The sequence below is a fragment of the Bacillus sp. 22475 genome (assembly GCF_052044835.1).
In the GTDB taxonomy this organism is placed as follows: Bacteria; Bacillota; Bacilli; order Bacillales; family Bacillaceae_G; genus Bacillus_A; species Bacillus_A cereus.
The window spans coordinates 1-20,510 of the sequence record NZ_JBQENW010000029.1; the positions used below are offsets into that span (position 1 = coordinate 1).

The following is a 20,510-nucleotide window of genomic DNA, read 5'->3' on the forward strand; positions in this document are numbered from 1 at the left end:
ATAAAGTTAGTTTGTCTAGCATCTAAAAATAAAAATTGACGTTTCACGTTGTTTGTTTCGTTCAGTTTTCAAAGAACTACTTGGTCGCTCATTTGCGACTTCCTTATGTTAACATCTTCGTTTTTCGATGTCAACTAAGTTTTTCAATTTCTTTTTTGTCGTTTTCTGCGTTTCCGCATCAGCGACGTTTATTAATTTACCATATACAAACTATTAACGTCAACACTTTTTAATAAAAAGTTCTTTTTCTTACATAACGAATACATTCCTCTGCGTTAGCAACTCTCCGAAATAAACAAAAAATGATTTTATATCTTTCTTCCATCGCCTTTTTTACAACTTCATGAATACGCTCATCTTCAAAATCAAATAAAAGTTCCTCTAACTCTCTCTTTAATATGTATTCCATCTCTTTTCTCTCTTCTTTTGTCAACATCAGCCCAAGCAAATGATCACCTCAATAATTCCTTACGTAACAATAAACGTTTCGCTCATTTTCACTTATTACAATCCTATCATTCATTATATCCACTACTTACGATATTAATCCTTTGTTCTCTTTTTTATATTTACAGCATATATGTAACTGAAAAGGATTGGACAAAGGGGCGTAATATTATGTTTTTCTTTTTTATTACGAGTAAGAGAACTTTTAAACACATTAGCTTAATAGTGATACTTTCCTTATTTACAGCATGGCTACTCTTTTTAAAAACATATTCACATGAATCTGCTTTTTCAACTGCTACAGGTCCTAAAGTAATTTACAAAGGAGATACCGCTAAAAAGCAAGTTGCATTTACGTTTGATATTAGTTGGGGAGACAAAAAAGCAATTCCAATCCTTGATACTCTTAAAGAAAGACAAATTAAGAATGCAACCTTCTTCCTTTCTGCTGCATGGGCCGAAAGACACCCCGATATTGTAGAGCGCATCATGAAAGATGGACACGAAATCGGTAGTATGGGTTACAATTACACATCCTATACTTCTCTAGAGACGAATGAAATAAGACGAGACCTTTTACGAGCACAAGATGTTTTCACAAAACTTGGGGTAAAACAAGTCAAGCTGTTACGTCCACCTAGTGGCGAATTTAACAAGGCAACCCTTAAAATTGCAGAATCACTTGGATACACCATCGTGCATTGGAGTAATAATTCCAACGATTGGAAAAACCCAGGTGTAAATCACATCGTTTCCACCGTCTCTAATAATTTGAAAGGTGGAGATATTGTCTTATTACACGCATCCGATTCTGCCCTTCAAACAAATAGAGCTTTACCGCTGCTCCTGCAAAAATTAAAAAGTGATGGATATGAGCAAATATCCGTATCACAACTTATTTCCAACACAAGTACGAAAAGTGAAGATGTGAAATAGCTTCGTCCCTACTATTCTTCACGTATAAAAAGCTCTACTACCTTTCAAAAAGGTGGTAGAGCTTTTTTAATCACACCATTTCCAGTAATATAACTGCTGATATATAAAACCTCTCTCTATTAAGCAGATTTACTCGTTTTTCCGATTAAACGATGCAATACAAGTAATTGATATGCATTACATAACAATAGCGGTATAACCATTAAATATAACCAATCTGTATCATTAATCCGAAGCGCCGGTACCCATTCAAGAATCGTTACAACAACCATAAAGAACAGAGCTGGCACAAATGCTTTTTTATTTGTTTCTTTACTTTTTACATAAGCAACAATTGCTCCAAACGCAAATAAAATTCCAGCAACAAGTATGTTATTCCCCAATGAGATTTCCCCATTTGCAATAAGTACAGATCTTAAATACACAAAATCAAATAATACGAATGCAATAAAGAAGAGCTGGACTGCATTCCATAAAGACGATGAGCGAAACATCCCTAGTCCAAAACGATGGATTGTTAAATATGCAAAGAATCCCATTTGACTTATAACGCTAAAAATAAATCCTACACCCATCAACCAGAAAGATACCGCTAAAATCTCCTTAACGTCGAAATTTTGAAAAAATTCATCATACCTGTCCCACTCCAAGACAAAACCAATAATAACTGTGCTAATCCCACCAAGAAACAACGTCGTTAAAAATAGTCGTACCCACTTGCGGCTATTCACAACACATCCCCCATTATCCTTATATTTCTAATTAAATTGTATCAATGACAATTTCAAAAAGCTAGCCATGTTCATGTATAAATTCCTTAAAGATATTTATATTAAAAAGAGAGAACTGTGCTGAAAGGAGTTCCAACTTATGAAACGGATACTATTCATTTTCGTTTCTTCTTTTCTACTTATCGCACTTGTAGCATGCGCACAAGGAAAAGAAACGAAATCCGAACTAGATTACGATCAGACAAAGAAAATGATTGTTGATATTTTAAAAACAGATCAAGGTAAGAAAGCTATTCAAGATGTATTAACTGATGAAAAAATGAAACAAGCACTCATACTAGATGAAACAGTAGTAAAGAAAACGATTGAAGATGCCATGGTATCCGATAAAGGGCAACAATTCTGGGAAAAGCTCTTTAAAGATCCTGAGTTCTCATCAAAGTTTGCTAAAAGTATGGGGAAAGAACAAACCCAATTAATGAAAACCTTATTAAAAGACCCTGAATACCAAGCAGGCGTTATAGAAATTATGAAAAATCCTGAAGTAGAAAAAATGATGTTACAAACAATGAAGGGTAAAGAATACCGTCAATATCTACAACAAGTACTAACAGAAACTGCTGAAAGTCCACTCTTCCAAGCCAAGATGATTGATATCATTAGTAAAGGTGTACAAAAGGCTGAAAAAGGTGGATCTAATAAGAAAGAAGCAGGCGGTGACGGCGGTTCTCAAGGCGAGAAGAAGGAAGAACAGTGAAAATAATAACTATAATAACGAGTGGACAATGTATAAATTGTCCACTCGTTATTACTTTATCTTGCTATTAACAGACAAAATGGCCCTCTAGTTAAGCGAAAGGTTTACTAGTTGTTGCCAGTAACAGATGAACCCCACTGATTAAAATTTCGCTTTATTTTTGTGTAACAGCTGTTTTATCAATTACTGTTTCAGCTATTTTACTATAAATAATGCCGGTTGTATGTGTATCTTCATATACTGAAGGAGCAAAGTCTTCTTTATTCCAATCGGGTTGTTGCAGTGGAATACGCCCAAGAACATTCGTTTGTAGTTCGGTAGCTAACTTATCTCCCCCGCCTCTTCCAAATACATATTCTTTCTCACCAGTTACCTTACTTTCAAAATATGCCATGTTCTCAACAACACCGAGAATACTATGTTCAGTGCGTAATGCCATCGCTCCAGCACGCGCTGCTACAAACGCAGCTGTTGGATGCGGCGTCGTTACAATAATCTCTTTGCAAGATGGCAACATTGAGTGCACATCTAACGCAATATCACCTGTGCCTGGTGGCAAATCTAATACTAAATAATCTAAATCGCCCCATTCTACTTCTGTGAAGAAGTGGTTTAACATTTTCCCAAGCATAGGTCCTCTCCAAATAACTGGTGCATTATCCTCTACAAAGAAGCCCATTGAGATTACCTTTACACCTAAACGTTCCACCGGAATTATCTTGTCACCTCTTACGATGGGACGTTTTTCTATCCCCATCATGTCTGGCACACTAAAACCGTAAATGTCCGCATCAATAATACCAACTTTTTTTCCTAAACGAGCTAAAGCAACTGCAAGGTTAACGGAAACGGTTGATTTTCCCACGCCACCTTTTCCACTCGCTACTGCTAAGAATGTCGTTTTTGAATTTGGTGACAATAAAGATTCACTTTGCTCTGCTTCTTGTTCTGGTGCAAACTGAGCTAATTCCTCTTCTGTAAATTCTGCAAAACGAAGTCCAACTGTTGCTGCTCCAAGTTCTTTTAATAACTTTACAATTCCAGACTGCAACTGCATTTGTTCCGCTGTACCAGTTTTTACGATTGCAATTTTGACACTCACATGTTCCTTCTCAGGCTTGACTGTTACCTCTTTAATTGCACTTGTTTCTTTTAATGTTTTATGTAAAAACGGATCTACAATCCCTTCTAACGCTTCAACCACTTGTTCTTTCGTTACCATAATTAGCCCAGCCCCCTGTATGAAAAATAACGTAATGTTAATTGAATTTATCTCTGCTTATTCTTGAAATAAATGCGTTTACATTTCCAGTATAACATATTTTCGGAAAACTTCGTTAACGAGAGAAACTCAAAAAAATCCTCCTTATTCTGGAGGATTTCCTTTTTCCGTGAAATAGCGTAATATACCCCGGTATATTGCAGCTGCTACCTTTTGCTGATATTTCTCCGAATTTAACATATACCTTTCGTTCACATTCGATAAAAAGCCGGCTTCAATTAAAGCACCTGGTGTTTTAGAATACTTTAATAAATACACATGCGAAATTGTCTTAGCAGAACGATTCGTGTTCTCTAAACTTGTTCTCAATTCAGCCTGTATAAATTTTGCAGCACGTTCATTTTCAATTGAAGAGCGATAATAGAACGTTTGTGCGCCTTTCGATCCACTACTAGTTAAAGCATTTAAATGAATACTTGCAAAAAAGTCTACATCAGGTTTATTGATGATTTCTACACGTTTTTTTAAATCCTCTGCTTTACGTCTACTATATGACTTTGTATCTTTGTTAGCTAAATCATAATCTCCCTCACGCGTTAAAATAACTAGTGCACCTTGTTCTTGTAAATAGTCTTGTACCTTTTTTGTAATTTCAAGCGTAATATCCTTTTCTATAATATCTTTTCCTCCAACAGCCCCTCCATCTGGTCCACCATGCCCAGCATCTAATACAATTACTTTCCCTGATAAGGGTAAATTCCAAGCTCGCCACGATTTTGTAATTTGAAATTCTTGTTTGACTAAAAAAAACAATACAACCGCAGCGAGTGCAAAAGAGATAATTCGAATTCTCTTCATACCTTTCCTCCTCCAGCTAGTCCCTCTAATTACTTATATGGGACAAGAGGAAAGTTTATGCTTGTCTTAATGAAGCTTTAATCGATATCTTCTTTCACCTTTTTCATACCCTTCTTGCCACCACAATCCTATAAACTGCTGACAAGATTCAAAAAGTAATTCCTCATCTTTCAACTTTATTTCTCGCATAGTCATACTCGTTAAAAATTGAAATAGTGTTTCAGTTAATTGTTGTTCTTCTTCTAAAGCTCTATATTTCACATCAAAAAACGATTCACCATAATAACCAAATTTACTATATCTCGCTCCTAATAAATAAGATTCTATCCCTAATTCAATACAGTAATCTTCATACTGACGATGAAGCTCTTGCATTTGAAAGGCATCACGAATATTTGAACGTAATGTTTTTAATGATAATTCCCGCAACATCTTCCGCTCGTACTTTAACTGCTTTTCTTTTTGTTTTTCTTGTAAGCTGACAATGACATTCATAGTACTTATAAACCTCCCTAATACGTATTAGTCTAAACTTCTAAAGAAGAAGCATACGTGCGGCGGTAGCACTAAAATATTCCAAGCTATAAAAATTACAAAAGAGGAATGAAACATAAAAAAACCCCAACCAAAATGGTTGGGGTTTGTAGTTCGCAAAAATTAACGTTTTGAGAACTGAGGTGCACGACGTGCGCCTTTAAGACCGTATTTTTTACGCTCTTTCATACGTGCGTCACGAGTTAATAGACCTGCACGTTTTAGTGTTAGGCGGTATTCTGGATCAGCTTTTAATAAAGCGCGAGAAATACCGTGACGAATAGCACCAGCTTGACCAGTGTATCCACCACCATTTACGTTTACAAGTACATCGTAGTTACCTAAAGTTTCTGTTGCAACTAGAGGTTGTTTCACTACTTCACGTAATGCAGCAAATGGGATATAGTTTTCAAAATCACGACCGTTAATGATAACGCGTCCTTCGCCTGGAACTAGGCGTACGCGCGCTACTGAACTCTTACGACGTCCAGTGCCATAGTATTGAACCTGTGCCAAAGTAAGCCCTCCTTTAATTAATTATCCGCGAAGTTCGTAAACTTCTGGTTTTTGTGCTTGGTGTGGATGCTCTGCTCCAGCATACACGTTAAGTTTCTTAGAAACTTGACGGCCTAAGCGTCCTTTTGGAAGCATGCCTTTAATTGCAAGCTCTAACATTTGTACAGGGTAGTTTGTACGCATTTCAAGAGCTGTTCTTTGCTTAAGTCCACCTGGGTGGTTAGTGTGACGGTAGTAAATTTTATCGTTTAATTTATTACCTGTTAAATGAATTTTCTCAGCGTTAATAATAATTACATGATCACCCGTGTCAACGTGTGGTGTAAATGTAGGTTTGTTTTTACCACGTAAAATGGATGCTACTTCAGTAGATAGGCGACCTAAAGTTTGACCTTCAGCATCAACCACATACCATTTACGCTCAACTTCGTTAGCTTTTGCCATAAAAGTCGTACGCATGTGTTTCCCTCCTCGTTATCTTTTCCATAGAAAAAATCTATTGTTTATCTTAAACACGATTTCCTTCCGGGGCTAATCGTGGTTTTAGAAACAATACCATATGTTATGATATACTTTTGAGTTTCTAATGTCAAGCAAATGTTACACCAGGATTAGTTGTTATAGTTTACCTCCCATAGGTAAAGCCCATGACCTGGAGCCATCTTTCCAGCAAACTGACGATTTTGTTTCGCCAAAATCTCTGGAATGCTATCAGGATCAAGCTTTCCTTGCCCTACGTTAAGTAACGTACCAACAATAATTCTGACCATATTATATAAAAATCCATTACCTACAAAACGAAAAATTAATTCATCGTCTTGCTCAATTAACTCGATTTCATAAATTGTTCGCACTTTATCTTTTTTGTCAGTTTTTGCCGAACAAAAAGAAGTGAAATCATGCGTTCCAATAAAATACGGAATTGCTTTTCTTATTTTTTTGATTTCGAGCGGATATGGATATTGATATACGTAATTTCTACGGAATACATCCGCAGTCTTCGATAAGAATACACGATAACGATATTCTTTTTTCTCAACACCGTAACGTGCATGAAATTCTTCTGTTTTTTTCTCTACTTGCCTAATAACAATATCATCTGGCAACATTGTATTTAAAGCGTTACTCCATTGCCACTCTTCAAGAGACAAAGGAGTATCAAAGTGTATGACTTGTCCTTTTGCATGAACCGTAGAATCTGTTCTACCAGATGCCTGAACACGAACAAGTTCTCCCTTATGCAATTTCTGTAATGCTTTTTCTATCTCCTGTTGAACAGTACGATGCTTCGGCTGAATTTGATAACCACAAAAATGCATGCCATCATATGCAACCGTACATTTTATTCTATCCATTTCTCTATTCTCCATTACGATCGCACCCATGCCAAAATACAAGCTAAACAAAATAAGCTTACAATCGTTACTGTATCGCTTGTTTTCCAGCGTAGTTGCCTAAATTTAGTACGTCCTTCACCACTTTGATATCCACGAGCTTCCATCGCAATAGCTAAGTCCTCTGCACGCTTAAAAGCACTGATAAACAGAGGAACAAGCAGTGAGATAATAGCTTTCATTCTATCTTTTATCGGTCCCCCAGCGAAATCAATACCACGTGATGCTTGTGCTTTCATTATTTTACTCGTTTCATCCATTAATGTCGGAATAAAACGAAGAGAAATTGACATCATTAATGCGATTTCATGAACAGGAACCTTTATACGCTTCAACGGCTTTAATAACGTCTCCAAACCATCTGTAATTTCAATAGGTGTCGTCGTTAACGTTAATAATGTCGTCATTAAAATAATAACGAAGAATCGTACAGAAATGTATATCCCTTGCTCTAATCCTTTTTCATGTATCGAAAACCAACCAAGCTGGAGTAGTACATCCCCCTCTTTATTTGTAAAAATATGCAGGAAAAATGTAAAAAGAAAAATCCATAAAATTGGTTTTAAGCCCGAAAGTACATAACGAATCGGCACTTTTGCAAAAAATAAAGCAATGAGTGCATATAAAAATAAAAATCCATATGAAATCGCATTATTTGCTAAGAAAACAACAAATACATATAAAAAGACAATCAGCAGCTTCGTACGTGGATCAAGTTGATGAATAAGTGAATTCCCCGGGATATATCTCCCAATAATCAACTGCTGCATGATTCATGACCACCTTTTCGTAACACCTGCACAACTTCATGAGTAAGATCCTCTAAAGATAAGGTAGCCTTTGGAATTGAAATACCAAACTTCTCTTCAATTGCACGTTTATACTTTAATGACATAGGAAGATCCACACCAATTTTCTCTAGTTCATCAGCATGCGAAAATACTTCCTCTGCACTTCCTTGCAAAAAGACCGTTCCTTTATGCATAACTACAATCTGCTCCGCATACTGAGCGGCATCCTCCATATTATGCGTTACAAGGATAACTGTAAGCCCCTTCTCCTTATGCAACTTATAAAACATCTGCATAAGTTCGTTCTGCCCTTTTGGATCTAGACCTGCTGTAGGTTCATCTAATACAAGCACTTCAGGTTCCATCGCCAATACACCCGCTATCGCAACACGCCTCATTTGCCCGCCACTTAACTCAAACGGTGAACGTGTTAACAGTTCTGGCTCTAACCCTACAAGTTCAATTGCCTCTCTTGCCTTTTGCTTCGCTTCTTCTACAGATACTCCAAAATTAGTAGGGCCGAAACAAATATCTTTCTCCACAGTCTCTTCAAACAACTGATGTTCTGGGAATTGAAAGACAACCCCTACTTTTTTACGTAGTGGCTTTAGCTTTTTTTCTTTCTTTCCTGCCGAAATCAAATGTTCACCAATTTGAACTGTACCATTTGTCGGCTGCAATAAACCATTTAAATGTTGAATCATCGTCGACTTACCTGAACCAGTATGACCGATAATGGCATAATAGCCCCCACTTGGAAACGACACGTCTACATCATAAAGTGCGCGTCTTTCAAATGGAGTTTTATATTGATAACGATGTTCTACTTTTTGGAATGTAATCTCCAAAGTTCGTTCACCAAGCTTTCCATTGTAAGATGCGTATTTTGCAAAAGAATTTCATTTCTTTTTAATAATTCTGCTATTTTCACCGAAAACGGTACATCTAATCCAATTTCTTGGAGCATATGAGAGGACTTGAAAATTTTCTCTGGAGTCCCTTCCTCTAATATTTCTCCCTTATTTAAAATAATGACACGATCTGACTGTGCCGCTTCTTCTAAATCGTGCGTAATTGATAGCACAGTAATACCTTTTTGATTAACAAGTTGTCTAACCGTTTCTACTACTTCACGTCTTCCTTGAGGATCTAACATTGACGTTGCTTCATCTAATATTAAAATAGATGGCTGAAGTGCTAAAACGCCTGCTATTGCCACTCGCTGCTTTTGCCCACCAGATAAGGAATGAGGCTCATCATTAAGAAAATCTTCCATACGGACAAGTCGTAAGGCCTGTTCTAATCTTTCAATCATTTGTTCTCTGGGCATTCCGATATTCTCTAAGCCAAATACAACATCATCTTGCACTGTTGTTCCAACAAATTGATTATCTGGATTTTGAAATACCATTCCAATTTGTTTTCGAACATCCCATACCGTTTCCTCTGATAAAACCATTGAATCATTTACTGTAATAGTCCCTGCTTCCGGCAAAAACAAACCATTCAATAATTTTGCAAGTGTAGACTTCCCTGAACCGTTTTGTCCAATAATAGATACCCATTCTCCCTCATATAAGGAAAATGAAACATCTTTTAATACATACGTGGCTGCCCCAGGATATTGAAATGATATATTTCCTATCCGAAGTTTCTCTTTTTTCAATAGAAGGCACCCTTTCCTTCGCCAAGCTCGCCTATTTTTATATTTAAAAAAAAGGGCCATGACCAGTTTCTTGAAAAGAACTGTCCTGCCCTTTTAATTATCATTATACTAACTCGATAATTACCATTGGTGCTGCGTCTCCGCGACGTGGACCAATTTTTGCAATACGAGTGTATCCGCCTTGGCGCTCAGCATAGCGTGGAGCTACATCAGCGAATAATTTTTGAAGTGCATCTTGACCAGTCTCAGCGTTAGCTACTTCATTGCGAATGAAAGCTGCTGCTTGACGACGAGCATGAAGATCTCCGCGTTTACCTAAAGTGATCATTTTTTCCACTACAGAACGAAGTTCTTTTGCACGAGTTTCTGTCGTTTGGATGCGCTCGTTGATAATTAAATCAGTAGCTAAGTCACGTAACATAGCTTTACGTTGCGCACTTGTACGGCCTAATTTTCTGTATGCCATTCGTAGTTCCCTCCTTTGTTCATGGGTTTAAATCCTCAGTCGTCTTTACGTAAACCTAAACCTAATTCCTCAAGTTTATGTTTAACTTCTTCTAAGGATTTACGTCCTAAGTTACGAACTTTCATCATATCTTCTTCTGTTTTGTTCGCAAGCTCTTGTACAGTATTAATTCCTGCACGTTTTAGGCAATTATAAGAACGAACAGAAAGGTCTAGTTCTTCGATAGTCATCTCAAGAACTTTCTCTTTTTGATCTTCTTCCTTCTCGACCATAATCTCAGCATTTTGTGCTTCATCAGTTAAACCAACAAAGATATTTAAATGCTCAGTTAAGATTTTGGCACCTAAAGAGATAGCTTCTTTTGGCCCGATGCTTCCATCCGTCCATACATCAAGCGTAAGCTTATCATAATTAGCCACTTGTCCGACACGTGTCTTTTCCACTTGGTAAGTCACACGTGATACTGGAGTATAAATAGAATCAATAGGAATTACTCCTATTGGTTGATCTTCGCTTTTATTTGCATCAGCTGGCGTATACCCACGGCCACGCTTTGCAGTTAAACGCACGCGGAAATGCGCATCTTTTGCTAACGTTGCAATGTGTAAATCTGGATTTAAGATTTCTACATCACTATCGTGAGTAATATCAGCAGCTGTGACAATACCTTCGCCCTGCACATCAATTTCCAACGTCTTCTCTTCTTCAGAGTAGATTTTAAGAGCTAACTTTTTCAAGTTTAAGATGATCGTCGTAACGTCTTCTACTACGCCCTCAACTGTTGAAAATTCATGTAATACGCCATCGATTTGGATAGCAGTAACAGCGGCACCAGGGAGTGAGGATAAAAGAATACGACGTAAGGAGTTACCCAAAGTAGTACCATATCCACGCTCAAGCGGTTCAATTACGAATTTACCATATTTAGCATCTTCGTTAAGTTCAACCGTTTCGATTTTCGGCTTTTCGATTTCAATCATTAACTAAACCCTCCTTCAAAACGTCGAAACCCCGGTTAAACAAAGGTATAAACCCTGTCTAACCGAAAGTCCCCCTTAGGCAGTTCCCGATTGTGCACAACAAGCGATGTTTCTGTACGAAATTTCTCGATAATGCATCATATCCATTATAGACAAAAGGGAAAATTCTATACAGAAAAATTACACACGACGACGTTTTGGCGGACGACATCCATTATGAGGAACTGGAGTAACATCTCTAATTGCTGTTACTTCTAGACCTGCAGCTTGAAGAGCACGAATTGCAGCTTCACGACCAGCACCAGGACCTTTAACAGTAACCTCTAAAGTTTTTAAACCGTGCTCCATTGCAACTTTAGCAGCAGCTTCAGCAGCCATTTGCGCAGCGAATGGAGTAGATTTACGAGATCCACGGAAACCAAGTGCACCAGCACTAGACCAAGAAAGCGCGTTACCGTGAGTATCTGTAAGTGTTACGATTGTGTTGTTGAAAGTAGAACGAATATGAGCTATACCAGCTTCGATATTCTTTTTCACACGTTTTTTACGAGTGTTTGTTTTACGTGCCATTGTTAGTTCAACCTCCTTTACTTATTATTTCTTTTTATTTGCTACTGTACGACGTGGACCTTTACGTGTACGAGCATTGTTTTTAGAATTTTGACCACGAACTGGTAAACCACGACGGTGACGAAGACCACGGTAAGAACCGATCTCCATTAGACGTTTAATGTTAAGAGATACTTCACGACGAAGGTCTCCCTCAACTTTAATACGATCGATAACATCACGGATACGTCCTAATTCGTCTTCCGTTAAATCACGAACTCGTGTTTCTGAAGAAATACCAGCTTCAGTAAGAATTTTTTCAGCAGTTGTGCGACCAATGCCGAATACGTAAGTTAAAGAAATAACAACGCGTTTGTCTCGAGGAATATCTACACCTGCGATACGTGCCATTCTGAATGCACCTCCTTCTGATTAACCTTGTTTTTGTTTATGTTTAGGGTTTTCACAAATAACCATTACTTTTCCACGTCTACGAATAACTTTACATTTTTCGCAGATTGGTTTAACTGACGGTCTTACTTTCATGTCTCGAACCTCCTTAAAGATTACGGAGTGCTATATTATTTAAAACGGTACGTAATACGACCACGATTTAAATCGTACGGAGATAATTCTACCGTAACTTTGTCTCCTGGTAAAATACGAATGAAGTTCATACGGATTTTACCAGAAACGTGAGCCAATACGACATGCCCATTCTCTAATTCTACTTTGAACATAGCATTTGGCAACGTTTCAAGAACGGTACCTTCGACTTCAATTACATCATCTTTAGCCATTCAATAGTTCTCCCTTCTTCAAATCAGTAACATTTTACACTGCTCTGAAATCCCGGAGAGCCAGCTACTTATAAAGTGGTAAGGATTTCGTATCCTGCTTCTGTAAGAGCAATCGTGTGCTCAAAATGGGCACACCATTTACCATCTACCGTTACCACTGTCCAGTCATCAGATAGTGTTTTTACATATCGTCTTCCTTGATTCACCATCGGCTCAACACAGATGACCATTCCCGGCTTTAATCTAGGGCCTCTATTTGGTGGACCATAGTGCGGGATTTGAGGGTCCTCATGTAAGTCTTGCCCGATTCCGTGACCAACATACTCCCTAACGATCGAGAATCCATTCTCTTCAGCATGGGTTTGAACCGCATGTGAGATATTTGATAATCTCTCGCCTGGTTTTACTTGTTCTAGACCAAGATACAACGATTTTTCTGTGACATCAAGTAGCTTTTGAACAGATTCAGAAATGTTTCCAACTGGATACGTCCATGCAGAATCTCCATGGTACCCATTGTATTTCGCACCAATATCGATACTGATGATATCGCCCTCTTTGAGCTTGCGCTTTCCTGGAATTCCGTGTACAAGCTCTTCATTTACAGAAGCACATATGCTCCCCGGAAATCCGTTGTATCCTTTAAAAGATGGCGTAGCACCATATTTTTGAATCGTCTTTTCCGCTATTTGATCGAGCTCTTTCGTTGTAATTCCTGGAGTAATGTGCTGTTTCAACTCTTGATGAGTTAAAGCAACGATTCTGCCAGCTTCTCGCATGATTTCTATCTCGCGAGGAGTTTTGCAGATGATCATTACGCTAAGCCCCGATGAGAACATCGATATCAGCAAATACTTTATTGATATCTTGCTCACCATTAATGCTTTTTAAGTAACCAAGCTCGTCGTAGAAATCAAGCAAAGGTTTTGTTTGCTTAATATTTACATCTAAACGATTTGCTACAGTTTCTTCATTGTCATCAGAACGTTGGTATAATTCGCCACCACATTTATCGCACACATCAGCTTTTGCTGGTGGATTGAATTCTAAGTGGTAAGTCGCACCGCACTCTTTACAAATGCGACGGCCTGTAAGGCGTTTTAATAACAACCCTGAATCCACATTAATGTTTAAAACATAGTCGATTTTTTTGCCAAGATCTTTCATAATCTCTTCAAGAGCTGATGCTTGTGCAACAGTTCGTGGGAAACCGTCTAGTAAGAAACCTCTTACGCAGTCTTCTTGACTTAAACGTTCACGAACAATTCCGATTGTAACTTCATCTGGAACAAGTGCACCTTTATCAATAAAAGATTTTGCTTGTAGACCCATTTCAGTTTCAGCCTTCATAGCTGCACGGAACATATCTCCTGTTGAAATGTGAGGGATGTTATACTTGGCTACAATCTGTTCGGCTTGTGTACCTTTACCAGCACCAGGAAGCCCCATTAAAATTAAGTTCATCCTTGTTCCCCCTCAGTACATGAGCATGTAGGGAAGATGGTTCTTCCCACTTACTCACTGCTTGATAAACCCTTTGTAATGGCGTTTTACCAGTTGGCTTTCTAGCTGCTTCATTGTTTCTAAAGCAACGCCGACAACGATTAACATACTCGTTCCACCAATCTGTGCAGATGGAGGAAGATTTCCCAATTTCGTAAAGATAACTGGTAAGATTGCAATCGCTGCTAGGAAAATTGATCCTACAAAGGTCAAACGATACAAGATTTTTGTTAGATATTGTTCTGTATTCTTACCCGGACGAATACCTGGAACATATCCACCTTGCTTGTTTAGATTCTCTGACATTTGCTCTGGATTAACCTGAACAAATGCATAGAAATATGTGAAGGCTACAATGAGCGCAACATATATGATCATTCCCACTGGGTGAGAATAGTTAAAGTTTGCAATAATCCACTGCGATACATCATGTTTCGGGAAGAACTGTGCAATAGTTGGAGGCGTAATTAAGAATGAAACAGCAAAAATGACTGGAATAACACCCGCACTATTTACCTTAAGCGGTAAATGTGTGTTTTGTGCTCCAGCATGATTCCCATTCCCTCCTGTTACACGCTTCGCGTATTGAATTGGGATCTTTCTAACAGCTTGTTGAATGAAAATAACACCAACAATAACTGCTAGCACAGCTAGTAAAATCAATGCAACTTTAACGATACTCATGAACAATTGATCTCCGATATTTTGAAACTGTTGTTGATACACTTGAGATATAACACTTGGGATCGCTGCAGCAATACCGCCAAAGATAAGGATGGAAATACCATTACCCACACCTTTAGCTGTAATCTGTTCGCCTAACCACATTAAAAATGCAGTACCAGCAGTCAGTACCGTAGCAATGTATAAATAAGTGCTCCAACCAGGATTCAAAATTAATTGCCCACCTACCATACCGTTAAAACCGATTGACATACCAAACCCCTGAATAAACGCAAGAACAATTGTAAAGTAACGCGTGAATTGCGTTAGTTTACGACGGCCCATTTCACCTTGCTTCGACCATTCCGAAAATTTAGGAACAACATCCATCTGCAATAATTGCACGATGATGGATGCTGTAATATACGGCATGATTCCCATCGCAAAGATGGAGAAGTTTTTCAAGGCGCCACCGCCAAATGTATTTAGAATACCTAAAGCATTTAATTGGTCTTGTGCTTTCAGTACGTCTCCATTTGTAAATGGCACTGGGATAAACGTGCCAATCCTGAATACGATTAACATCGCTAAAGTGAATAATATTTTACGTCTTATCTCAGCAACGCGCATAAAGTTGGAGATTGTACGAAACATTAGATCACCTCAACTGATCCGCCAGCTGCTTCAATTGCTTCTTTAGCACTTGAAGAGAACTTGTGCGCTTTAACAGTTAGTTTTTTCTCTACTGCTCCGCTTGCAAGAATTTTAACACCGTCGTTTAACTTGCTGATAACGCCAGTTTCCAGCAATAATTCAGGTGTTACTTCTGTACCATCTTCAAAACGATTTAACGTTGATAAGTTTACAATAGTAAACTCTTTACGGTTAATGTTTGTGAAGCCGCGTTTTGGTAAACGACGGAATAATGGAGTTTGACCACCTTCGAAGCCAAGACGAACACCGCCACCAGAACGTGCGTTTTGTCCTTTATGACCTTTACCAGCAGTTTTACCGTTACCAGAACCGATACCACGACCGACACGGTTACGTACTTTACGAGAACCTTCTGCAGGTTTTAATTCATGAAGTTTCATTCCCAGGCACCTCCTTATATTAATGAGTTATCCTTAAGCTTCTTTTACAGTTAAAAGGTGAGAAACTTTGTTGATCATACCAAGAATAGCAGGAGTTTCTTCCTTAACTACAGTTGAATTCAACTTTTTAAGACCTAAAGCTTCTACCGTCGCACGTTGATCTTGTGGACGACCAATTACACTACGAGTGAGGGTAATTTCTAACTTTTTCGCCATTTGTTTTCCCTCCTTAACCTAGTAGCTCTTCTACAGATTTACCGCGTAATTTTGCAACATCTTCAGCGCGCTTAAGTTCGCTTAATCCGTTCACAGTAGCGCGAATCATGTTGATTGGTGTGTTAGAACCAAGAGATTTCGAAAGAATATCTTGTACACCAGCTAATTCAAGTACCGCACGAACAGGTCCACCAGCAATAACACCAGTACCTTCAGCAGCAGGTTTTAAGAATACTTCACCAGCTCCAAAGTGACCGTTGATTGTGTGTGGAATTGTTGTACCAACTAATGGTACAGCGATTAAGTTTTTCTTAGCGTCTTCGATAGCTTTGCGGATTGCGTCTGGTACCTCTTGTGCTTTACCAGTACCGAATCCAACATGACCGTTTTTATCGCCAACTACAACTAGTGCAGCAAAGCGGAAACGACGACCACCCTTAACAACTTTCGCAACACGATTTATCGTAACTACACGTTCTTCAAGTTCTAATTTACTTGGGTCAATGCGATGCATCAATTTTCCCTCCTTTGACCATTAAAATTGTAATCCAGCCTCACGAGCAGCTTCAGCTAGAGCTTTAACACGGCCATGGTATAAGTAACCACCGCGATCAAATACTACTTCTTTAACGCCTTTCTCTACAGCACGCTTAGCAACTGATTCTCCAACTTTCGTAGCAGCTTCAGTATTGCTAGTACCGTTAAGAGCAAGGTCTTTATCAAGAGTAGATGCACTTACTAACGTTACACCATTCACATCATCAATAACTTGAGCGTAAATATGTTGGTTAGAACGGAACACGTTTAAACGTGGACGCTCTGCAGTACCAGTAAGTTTAGCACGTACACGTGCATGTCTTTTCTTACGAGTCGCATTTTTATCAGCTTTAGTGATCATTTTCTTGTCACTCCTTTCTCTCACCTAACGGGTTTACTTAGCAGTTTTACCTTCTTTACGACGAACAACTTCGCCTTCGTAACGAATACCTTTACCTTTGTAAGGCTCAGGAGCACGTACAGCACGGATGTTAGCAGCAAATTCGCCAACACGTTGCTTGTCGATACCTTTAATTACGATTTTAGTTGGTGCAGGTACTTCAACTTCAAGTCCTGCTTCCGGAGTCATTTCTACTGGATGAGAATAACCTACGCTTAAAACAAGTTTATCTCCTTGTTTTTGAGCACGGTAACCAACACCGACTAATTCAAGTCCGCGTGCGAAACCTGCAGTTACACCTTCAACCATGTTTCCGATTAAAGCACGAGTTGTACCGTGTAATGCACGGTGTTCCTTCTGTTCAGATGGACGCTCAACTGTTAGTGTATTTTCTTCAATTTTGATAGACATATCAGCATTGAATTTACGAGTTAATTCACCTTTAGGGCCTTTTACTGTTACAGTATTGTCTTCTGCAATTGTAATAGTAACACCTGCAGGGATTTCAAGAATCTTTTTACCAATACGAGACATGTGGTCACACCTCCGTTCGTTTTAAATATATATTACCAAACGTATGCTACTACTTCTCCACCAGTTTGTAATTGACGAGCGTCTTTGTCTGTCATTACTCCCTTAGATGTAGAAACAAGAGCGATACCTAATCCGTTAAGTACACGTGGTACTTCGTCAGCTTTAGCGTAAACGCGTAAGCCAGGTTTACTGATACGTTTTAATCCAGTGATTACACGTTCATTGTTTGCACCATATTTCAGGAAAATACGAAGGATACCTTGTTTGTTATCCTCGATGTATTCTACATCACGAATGAAACCTTCACGTTTTAAAAGTTCAGCGATCTCTTTTTTGATTTTAGAAGCAGGAACCTCTAATTTCTCATGACGTACCATGTTCGCATTACGGATGCGAGTAAGCATGTCTGCAATTGGATCTGTCATCACCATGTGTTTTACCTCCTTCCCATTTGTGGGTTTTACCAACTAGCTTTTTTAACACCAGGAATTTGACCTTTATATGCAAGTTCACGGAAACAAATACGGCAAAGTTTAAATTTGCGGTATACAGAATGCGGACGACCGCAGCGTTCGCAACGTGTATACTCTTGTACTTTAAACTTAGGAGTACGCTTTTGTTTCGCTATCATAGATTTTTTAGCCACGTTTTCGCCTCCTCTACTTAGCGTTGGCTTCCATTATTTTTGGAATGGCATACCGAATTGTGTTAAAAGTTCACGAGCTTCTTCATCAGTTTTCGCTGTAGTAACGATTACGATGTCCATACCGCGTACTTTGCTTACTTTATCATAATCAATCTCAGGGAAGATAAGTTGCTCTTTAACACCTAATGTGTAGTTCCCACGACCATCGAATGATTTCTTAGAAACACCACGGAAATCACGTACACGTGGTAAAGAAACCGATACTAATTTGTCGAAGAACTCATACATTTGCTCGCCGCGTAAAGTTACTTTCGCACCGATTGGCATACCTTCACGAAGACGGAAACCAGCGATTGATTTTTTAGCACGAGTTACAACAGGTTTTTGACCTGCGATTTGTGTTAATTCTTCTACTGCATTGTCTAAAGCTTTTGAGTTAGATACCGCGTCACCAACACCAGTGTTGATTACGATCTTTTCGATTTTCGGTACTTCCATCACAGATTTATAGTTAAACTTGCTCACTAGAGCAGGAGTAATTTCCTTTTGGAACTTCTCTTTAAGGCGATTCAATGAAGTGACCTCCTTTCTTAAGAAAATTATTTATCTAATAATTCACCAGATTTTTTTGCAATACGAACTTTTTTACCATCTTCTACTTTGAAGCCTACGCGAGTAGGTTCACCTGTTTTCGGATCTAAAATCATAACGTTAGAAACGTGAATAGGTGCTTCTTTAGTAATAATTCCACCTTGTGGATTTAATTGAGATGGCTTAGAGTGTTTTTTAACGATGTTAACACCCTCAACGATAACACGGTTTTGCTTTGGGAAAGCCACAAGGATAACGCCTTGTTTTCCTTTGTCTTTACCAGTGATTACCTGTACTTTATCACCTTTTTTTACATGCATCTTAATTCTGCACCTCCTTAGCAAGGCAATACCTTAAATTATAGAACTTCTGGAGCTAAAGAAACGATCTTCATGAAGTTGCTATCACGTAATTCACGAGCTACTGGTCCGAAGATACGAGTACCACGTGGGCTCTTATCGTCTTTAATGATAACCGCTGCGTTTTCATCAAATTTGATGTAAGAACCGTCCGGACGACGAGCTCCGCTCTTCGTACGTACTACTACTGCTTTAACAACGTCACCTTTTTTAACAACGCCACCTGGTGTTGCTTGTTTTACCGTAGCAACGATAATGTCACCAATGTTAGCATATTTACGACCAGAGCCGCCTAATACTTTAATTGTTAAAAGTTCACGTGCACCAGAGTTGTCAGCAACTTTCAAACGAGATTCTTGTTGGATCATGTTATGAAACCTCCCTTCGGACTAAAAATTCCGATTCGTCTATTTAGATAATAACCGCTTCTTCAACGATTTCAACTAAACGGAAACGCTTAGTAGCAGAAAGCGGGCGAGTTTCCATGATTTTAACGATATCGCCAAGTTTCGCTTGGTTTTGCTCATCATGGGCTTTGTACTTCTTAGAATACTTAACACGTTTTCCGTACAAGGAATGAGTTTTGTAAGTTTCAACTAAAACTGTAATCGTTTTGTCCATTTTGTCAGACACTACACGACCAGTATAAACTTTGCGTTGGTTACGTTCGCTCACTATGCAAACCTCCCCTCAATTTATCGATTAATTCCGATCTCTCTCTCACGAACTACAGTTTTCATACGAGCAATTGCTTTACGCACTTCACGAATGCGAGTTGGATTCTCTAATTGTCCTGTAGCAAGTTGGAAGCGAAGATTAAACAACTCTTCCTTTAAAGCTTTAACTTTTGTTTCGATTTCGGCAGTGGTTAATTCACGAATATCATTAGTTTTCATTAGATTCACCACCATTTTCTTCACGTTTTACGAATTTACATTTCACAGGTAACTTGTGAGCTGCAAGACGTAATGCTTCGCGTGCTACCTCTTCAGATACACCCGCGATTTCGAACATAATTTTCCCAGGTTTTACTACTGCTACCCAGCCTTCTGGTGCCCCTTTACCGGAACCCATACGTACTTCTAGAGGTTTTGCAGTGTAAGGTTTAGAAGGGAAAATTTTAATCCATACTTTACCGCCACGTTTCATGTAACGAGTCATTGCACGACGAGCAGCTTCGATTTGACGGTTTGTAATCCATGAAGCAGCTTGTGCTTGTAAACCGAATTCACCGAAAGCAACTTCAGTTCCACCTTTAGCACGACCACGCATTTTACCACGATGCTCTCTACGATATTTTACGCGTTTTGGCATTAACAT

At 38.6% G+C, this 20,510-nt stretch carries 35 protein-coding genes; 2 read left to right on the top strand and 33 right to left on the bottom strand.

Annotated elements, in window-relative coordinates; all coding sequences use genetic code 11:
* Window positions 1-229 precede the first annotated feature (229 nt).
* Entirely contained in the window at window positions 230-448 is a 219-nt protein-coding gene (locus ACTJJY_RS26810) for a hypothetical protein (protein WP_000901145.1), read from the bottom strand.
* A 170-nt stretch (window positions 449-618) separates the two neighbouring features.
* On the opposite strand from ACTJJY_RS26810, the gene pdaB reads away from it, so the two are divergent.
* Entirely contained in the window at window positions 619-1,383 is a 765-nt protein-coding gene (gene pdaB, locus ACTJJY_RS26815) for a polysaccharide deacetylase family sporulation protein PdaB (RefSeq protein ID WP_440607029.1), read from the top strand.
* Between the two features lie 119 nt (window positions 1,384-1,502).
* Here the strand turns inward: pdaB and kbaA are convergent, their stop codons facing one another.
* On the bottom strand, window positions 1,503-2,114 hold the full coding sequence (gene kbaA, locus ACTJJY_RS26820) for a KinB signaling pathway activation protein KbaA (protein WP_440607030.1): 612 nt from the start codon (window positions 2,112-2,114) through the stop codon (window positions 1,503-1,505).
* Window positions 2,115-2,253: 139 nt separating this feature from the next.
* Between kbaA and gerD the strand changes: the two genes are divergently transcribed.
* A complete protein-coding gene (gene gerD / locus ACTJJY_RS26825) occupies window positions 2,254-2,871 on the top strand; it encodes a spore germination lipoprotein GerD (RefSeq protein WP_440607031.1) in 618 nt (205 codons plus the stop codon).
* Between the two features lie 154 nt (window positions 2,872-3,025).
* Here the strand turns inward: gerD and ACTJJY_RS26830 are convergent, their stop codons facing one another.
* The 31 genes from ACTJJY_RS26830 to rplP all read right to left on the bottom strand — a co-directional run bounded on the left by ACTJJY_RS26830 (window position 3,026) and on the right by rplP (window position 20,510).
* On the bottom strand, window positions 3,026-4,093 hold the full coding sequence (locus ACTJJY_RS26830; RefSeq protein ID WP_000256623.1) for an Mrp/NBP35 family ATP-binding protein: 1,068 nt from the start codon (window positions 4,091-4,093) through the stop codon (window positions 3,026-3,028).
* A gap of 144 nt (window positions 4,094-4,237) precedes the next feature.
* On the bottom strand, window positions 4,238-4,951 hold the full coding sequence (cwlD, locus tag ACTJJY_RS26835) for an N-acetylmuramoyl-L-alanine amidase CwlD (protein WP_000822439.1): 714 nt from the start codon (window positions 4,949-4,951) through the stop codon (window positions 4,238-4,240).
* A 66-nt stretch (window positions 4,952-5,017) separates the two neighbouring features.
* Window positions 5,018-5,446, bottom strand: coding sequence for a DUF2521 family protein (locus tag ACTJJY_RS26840; RefSeq protein WP_001101005.1), 429 nt, complete (start codon window positions 5,444-5,446; stop codon window positions 5,018-5,020).
* Between the two features lie 162 nt (window positions 5,447-5,608).
* Window positions 5,609-6,001, bottom strand: coding sequence for a 30S ribosomal protein S9 (rpsI, locus tag ACTJJY_RS26845; RefSeq protein ID WP_000079986.1), 393 nt, complete (start codon window positions 5,999-6,001; stop codon window positions 5,609-5,611).
* 21 nt (window positions 6,002-6,022) lie between these two features.
* Window positions 6,023-6,460 (bottom strand): 50S ribosomal protein L13, encoded by a 438-nt coding sequence (gene rplM, locus ACTJJY_RS26850; RefSeq protein WP_001260795.1) that lies wholly within the window; start codon window positions 6,458-6,460, stop codon window positions 6,023-6,025.
* A 152-nt stretch (window positions 6,461-6,612) separates the two neighbouring features.
* Entirely contained in the window at window positions 6,613-7,356 is a 744-nt protein-coding gene (truA, locus tag ACTJJY_RS26855; RefSeq protein WP_064531903.1) for a tRNA pseudouridine(38-40) synthase TruA, read from the bottom strand.
* A 14-nt stretch (window positions 7,357-7,370) separates the two neighbouring features.
* Complete coding sequence (locus ACTJJY_RS26860) at window positions 7,371-8,165, bottom strand: energy-coupling factor transporter transmembrane component T family protein (RefSeq protein WP_001186530.1); 795 nt, start codon at window positions 8,163-8,165, stop codon at window positions 7,371-7,373.
* The gene (locus tag ACTJJY_RS26865) at window positions 8,153-9,034 is read right to left on the bottom strand and encodes an energy-coupling factor ABC transporter ATP-binding protein (protein ID WP_000406539.1); all 882 of its coding nucleotides are present in this window, start codon (window positions 9,032-9,034) and stop codon (window positions 8,153-8,155) included. Before ACTJJY_RS26865 ends, ACTJJY_RS26860 begins: the two co-directional genes overlap by 13 nt.
* On the bottom strand, window positions 9,010-9,852 hold the full coding sequence (locus ACTJJY_RS26870; RefSeq protein WP_440607032.1) for an energy-coupling factor ABC transporter ATP-binding protein: 843 nt from the start codon (window positions 9,850-9,852) through the stop codon (window positions 9,010-9,012). Before ACTJJY_RS26870 ends, ACTJJY_RS26865 begins: the two co-directional genes overlap by 25 nt.
* Window positions 9,853-9,955: 103 nt before the next feature.
* Window positions 9,956-10,318, bottom strand: a complete 363-nt coding sequence (gene rplQ, locus ACTJJY_RS26875; RefSeq protein ID WP_000331490.1) for a 50S ribosomal protein L17 — start codon at window positions 10,316-10,318, stop codon at window positions 9,956-9,958.
* A 35-nt stretch (window positions 10,319-10,353) separates the two neighbouring features.
* Window positions 10,354-11,298, bottom strand: a complete 945-nt coding sequence (locus ACTJJY_RS26880) for a DNA-directed RNA polymerase subunit alpha (protein ID WP_000569643.1) — start codon at window positions 11,296-11,298, stop codon at window positions 10,354-10,356.
* A gap of 180 nt (window positions 11,299-11,478) precedes the next feature.
* Entirely contained in the window at window positions 11,479-11,868 is a 390-nt protein-coding gene (rpsK, locus tag ACTJJY_RS26885) for a 30S ribosomal protein S11 (RefSeq protein WP_000101797.1), read from the bottom strand.
* A gap of 24 nt (window positions 11,869-11,892) precedes the next feature.
* The gene (rpsM, locus tag ACTJJY_RS26890; protein ID WP_000090792.1) at window positions 11,893-12,258 is read right to left on the bottom strand and encodes a 30S ribosomal protein S13; all 366 of its coding nucleotides are present in this window, start codon (window positions 12,256-12,258) and stop codon (window positions 11,893-11,895) included.
* A gap of 21 nt (window positions 12,259-12,279) precedes the next feature.
* Window positions 12,280-12,393, bottom strand: coding sequence for a 50S ribosomal protein L36 (gene rpmJ, locus ACTJJY_RS26895; protein WP_000868344.1), 114 nt, complete (start codon window positions 12,391-12,393; stop codon window positions 12,280-12,282).
* A gap of 35 nt (window positions 12,394-12,428) precedes the next feature.
* Window positions 12,429-12,647, bottom strand: coding sequence for a translation initiation factor IF-1 (gene infA / locus ACTJJY_RS26900; RefSeq protein ID WP_001029884.1), 219 nt, complete (start codon window positions 12,645-12,647; stop codon window positions 12,429-12,431).
* A 68-nt stretch (window positions 12,648-12,715) separates the two neighbouring features.
* The gene (gene map / locus ACTJJY_RS26905; protein WP_000582539.1) at window positions 12,716-13,462 is read right to left on the bottom strand and encodes a type I methionyl aminopeptidase; all 747 of its coding nucleotides are present in this window, start codon (window positions 13,460-13,462) and stop codon (window positions 12,716-12,718) included.
* A gap of 4 nt (window positions 13,463-13,466) precedes the next feature.
* Window positions 13,467-14,111 (bottom strand): adenylate kinase, encoded by a 645-nt coding sequence (locus ACTJJY_RS26910; RefSeq protein WP_440607033.1) that lies wholly within the window; start codon window positions 14,109-14,111, stop codon window positions 13,467-13,469.
* Window positions 14,112-14,165: 54 nt separating this feature from the next.
* Window positions 14,166-15,467 carry a preprotein translocase subunit SecY gene (gene secY / locus ACTJJY_RS26915; protein WP_000490118.1) on the bottom strand — a complete coding sequence of 434 codons (1,302 nt, stop codon included), beginning with the start codon at window positions 15,465-15,467 and terminating at the stop codon, window positions 14,166-14,168.
* Window positions 15,467-15,907, bottom strand: a complete 441-nt coding sequence (rplO, locus tag ACTJJY_RS26920) for a 50S ribosomal protein L15 (protein ID WP_000766083.1) — start codon at window positions 15,905-15,907, stop codon at window positions 15,467-15,469. The genes secY and rplO overlap by 1 nt, the downstream gene beginning before the upstream one ends.
* 33 nt (window positions 15,908-15,940) lie before the next feature.
* Entirely contained in the window at window positions 15,941-16,123 is a 183-nt protein-coding gene (gene rpmD / locus ACTJJY_RS26925; protein WP_001085233.1) for a 50S ribosomal protein L30, read from the bottom strand.
* Between the two features lie 13 nt (window positions 16,124-16,136).
* Window positions 16,137-16,637 carry a 30S ribosomal protein S5 gene (gene rpsE / locus ACTJJY_RS26930; protein WP_000554646.1) on the bottom strand — a complete coding sequence of 167 codons (501 nt, stop codon included), beginning with the start codon at window positions 16,635-16,637 and terminating at the stop codon, window positions 16,137-16,139.
* A gap of 21 nt (window positions 16,638-16,658) precedes the next feature.
* On the bottom strand, window positions 16,659-17,021 hold the full coding sequence (gene rplR, locus ACTJJY_RS26935) for a 50S ribosomal protein L18 (RefSeq protein WP_000628818.1): 363 nt from the start codon (window positions 17,019-17,021) through the stop codon (window positions 16,659-16,661).
* A 33-nt stretch (window positions 17,022-17,054) separates the two neighbouring features.
* On the bottom strand, window positions 17,055-17,594 hold the full coding sequence (gene rplF / locus ACTJJY_RS26940; protein ID WP_000086551.1) for a 50S ribosomal protein L6: 540 nt from the start codon (window positions 17,592-17,594) through the stop codon (window positions 17,055-17,057).
* Window positions 17,595-17,626: 32 nt separating this feature from the next.
* Window positions 17,627-18,025, bottom strand: a complete 399-nt coding sequence (gene rpsH, locus ACTJJY_RS26945) for a 30S ribosomal protein S8 (protein WP_000245511.1) — start codon at window positions 18,023-18,025, stop codon at window positions 17,627-17,629.
* Between the two features lie 29 nt (window positions 18,026-18,054).
* The gene (gene rpsN, locus ACTJJY_RS26950) at window positions 18,055-18,240 is read right to left on the bottom strand and encodes a 30S ribosomal protein S14 (RefSeq protein ID WP_001085700.1); all 186 of its coding nucleotides are present in this window, start codon (window positions 18,238-18,240) and stop codon (window positions 18,055-18,057) included.
* Window positions 18,241-18,273: 33 nt separating this feature from the next.
* On the bottom strand, window positions 18,274-18,813 hold the full coding sequence (gene rplE / locus ACTJJY_RS26955; RefSeq protein WP_001080829.1) for a 50S ribosomal protein L5: 540 nt from the start codon (window positions 18,811-18,813) through the stop codon (window positions 18,274-18,276).
* Window positions 18,814-18,839: 26 nt separating this feature from the next.
* Window positions 18,840-19,151, bottom strand: coding sequence for a 50S ribosomal protein L24 (rplX, locus tag ACTJJY_RS26960; protein WP_000558200.1), 312 nt, complete (start codon window positions 19,149-19,151; stop codon window positions 18,840-18,842).
* Between the two features lie 38 nt (window positions 19,152-19,189).
* Window positions 19,190-19,558, bottom strand: coding sequence for a 50S ribosomal protein L14 (gene rplN, locus ACTJJY_RS26965; protein WP_000615912.1), 369 nt, complete (start codon window positions 19,556-19,558; stop codon window positions 19,190-19,192).
* A gap of 43 nt (window positions 19,559-19,601) precedes the next feature.
* Window positions 19,602-19,865, bottom strand: coding sequence for a 30S ribosomal protein S17 (rpsQ, locus tag ACTJJY_RS26970; protein ID WP_000004106.1), 264 nt, complete (start codon window positions 19,863-19,865; stop codon window positions 19,602-19,604).
* A 20-nt stretch (window positions 19,866-19,885) separates the two neighbouring features.
* Window positions 19,886-20,086: a 50S ribosomal protein L29 gene (rpmC, locus tag ACTJJY_RS26975; protein ID WP_000855718.1), complete on the bottom strand. Its 201-nt coding sequence runs from the start codon at window positions 20,084-20,086 to the stop codon at window positions 19,886-19,888.
* Window positions 20,076-20,510: a 50S ribosomal protein L16 gene (rplP, locus tag ACTJJY_RS26980; protein ID WP_000928971.1), complete on the bottom strand. Its 435-nt coding sequence runs from the start codon at window positions 20,508-20,510 to the stop codon at window positions 20,076-20,078. The genes rpmC and rplP overlap by 11 nt, the downstream gene beginning before the upstream one ends.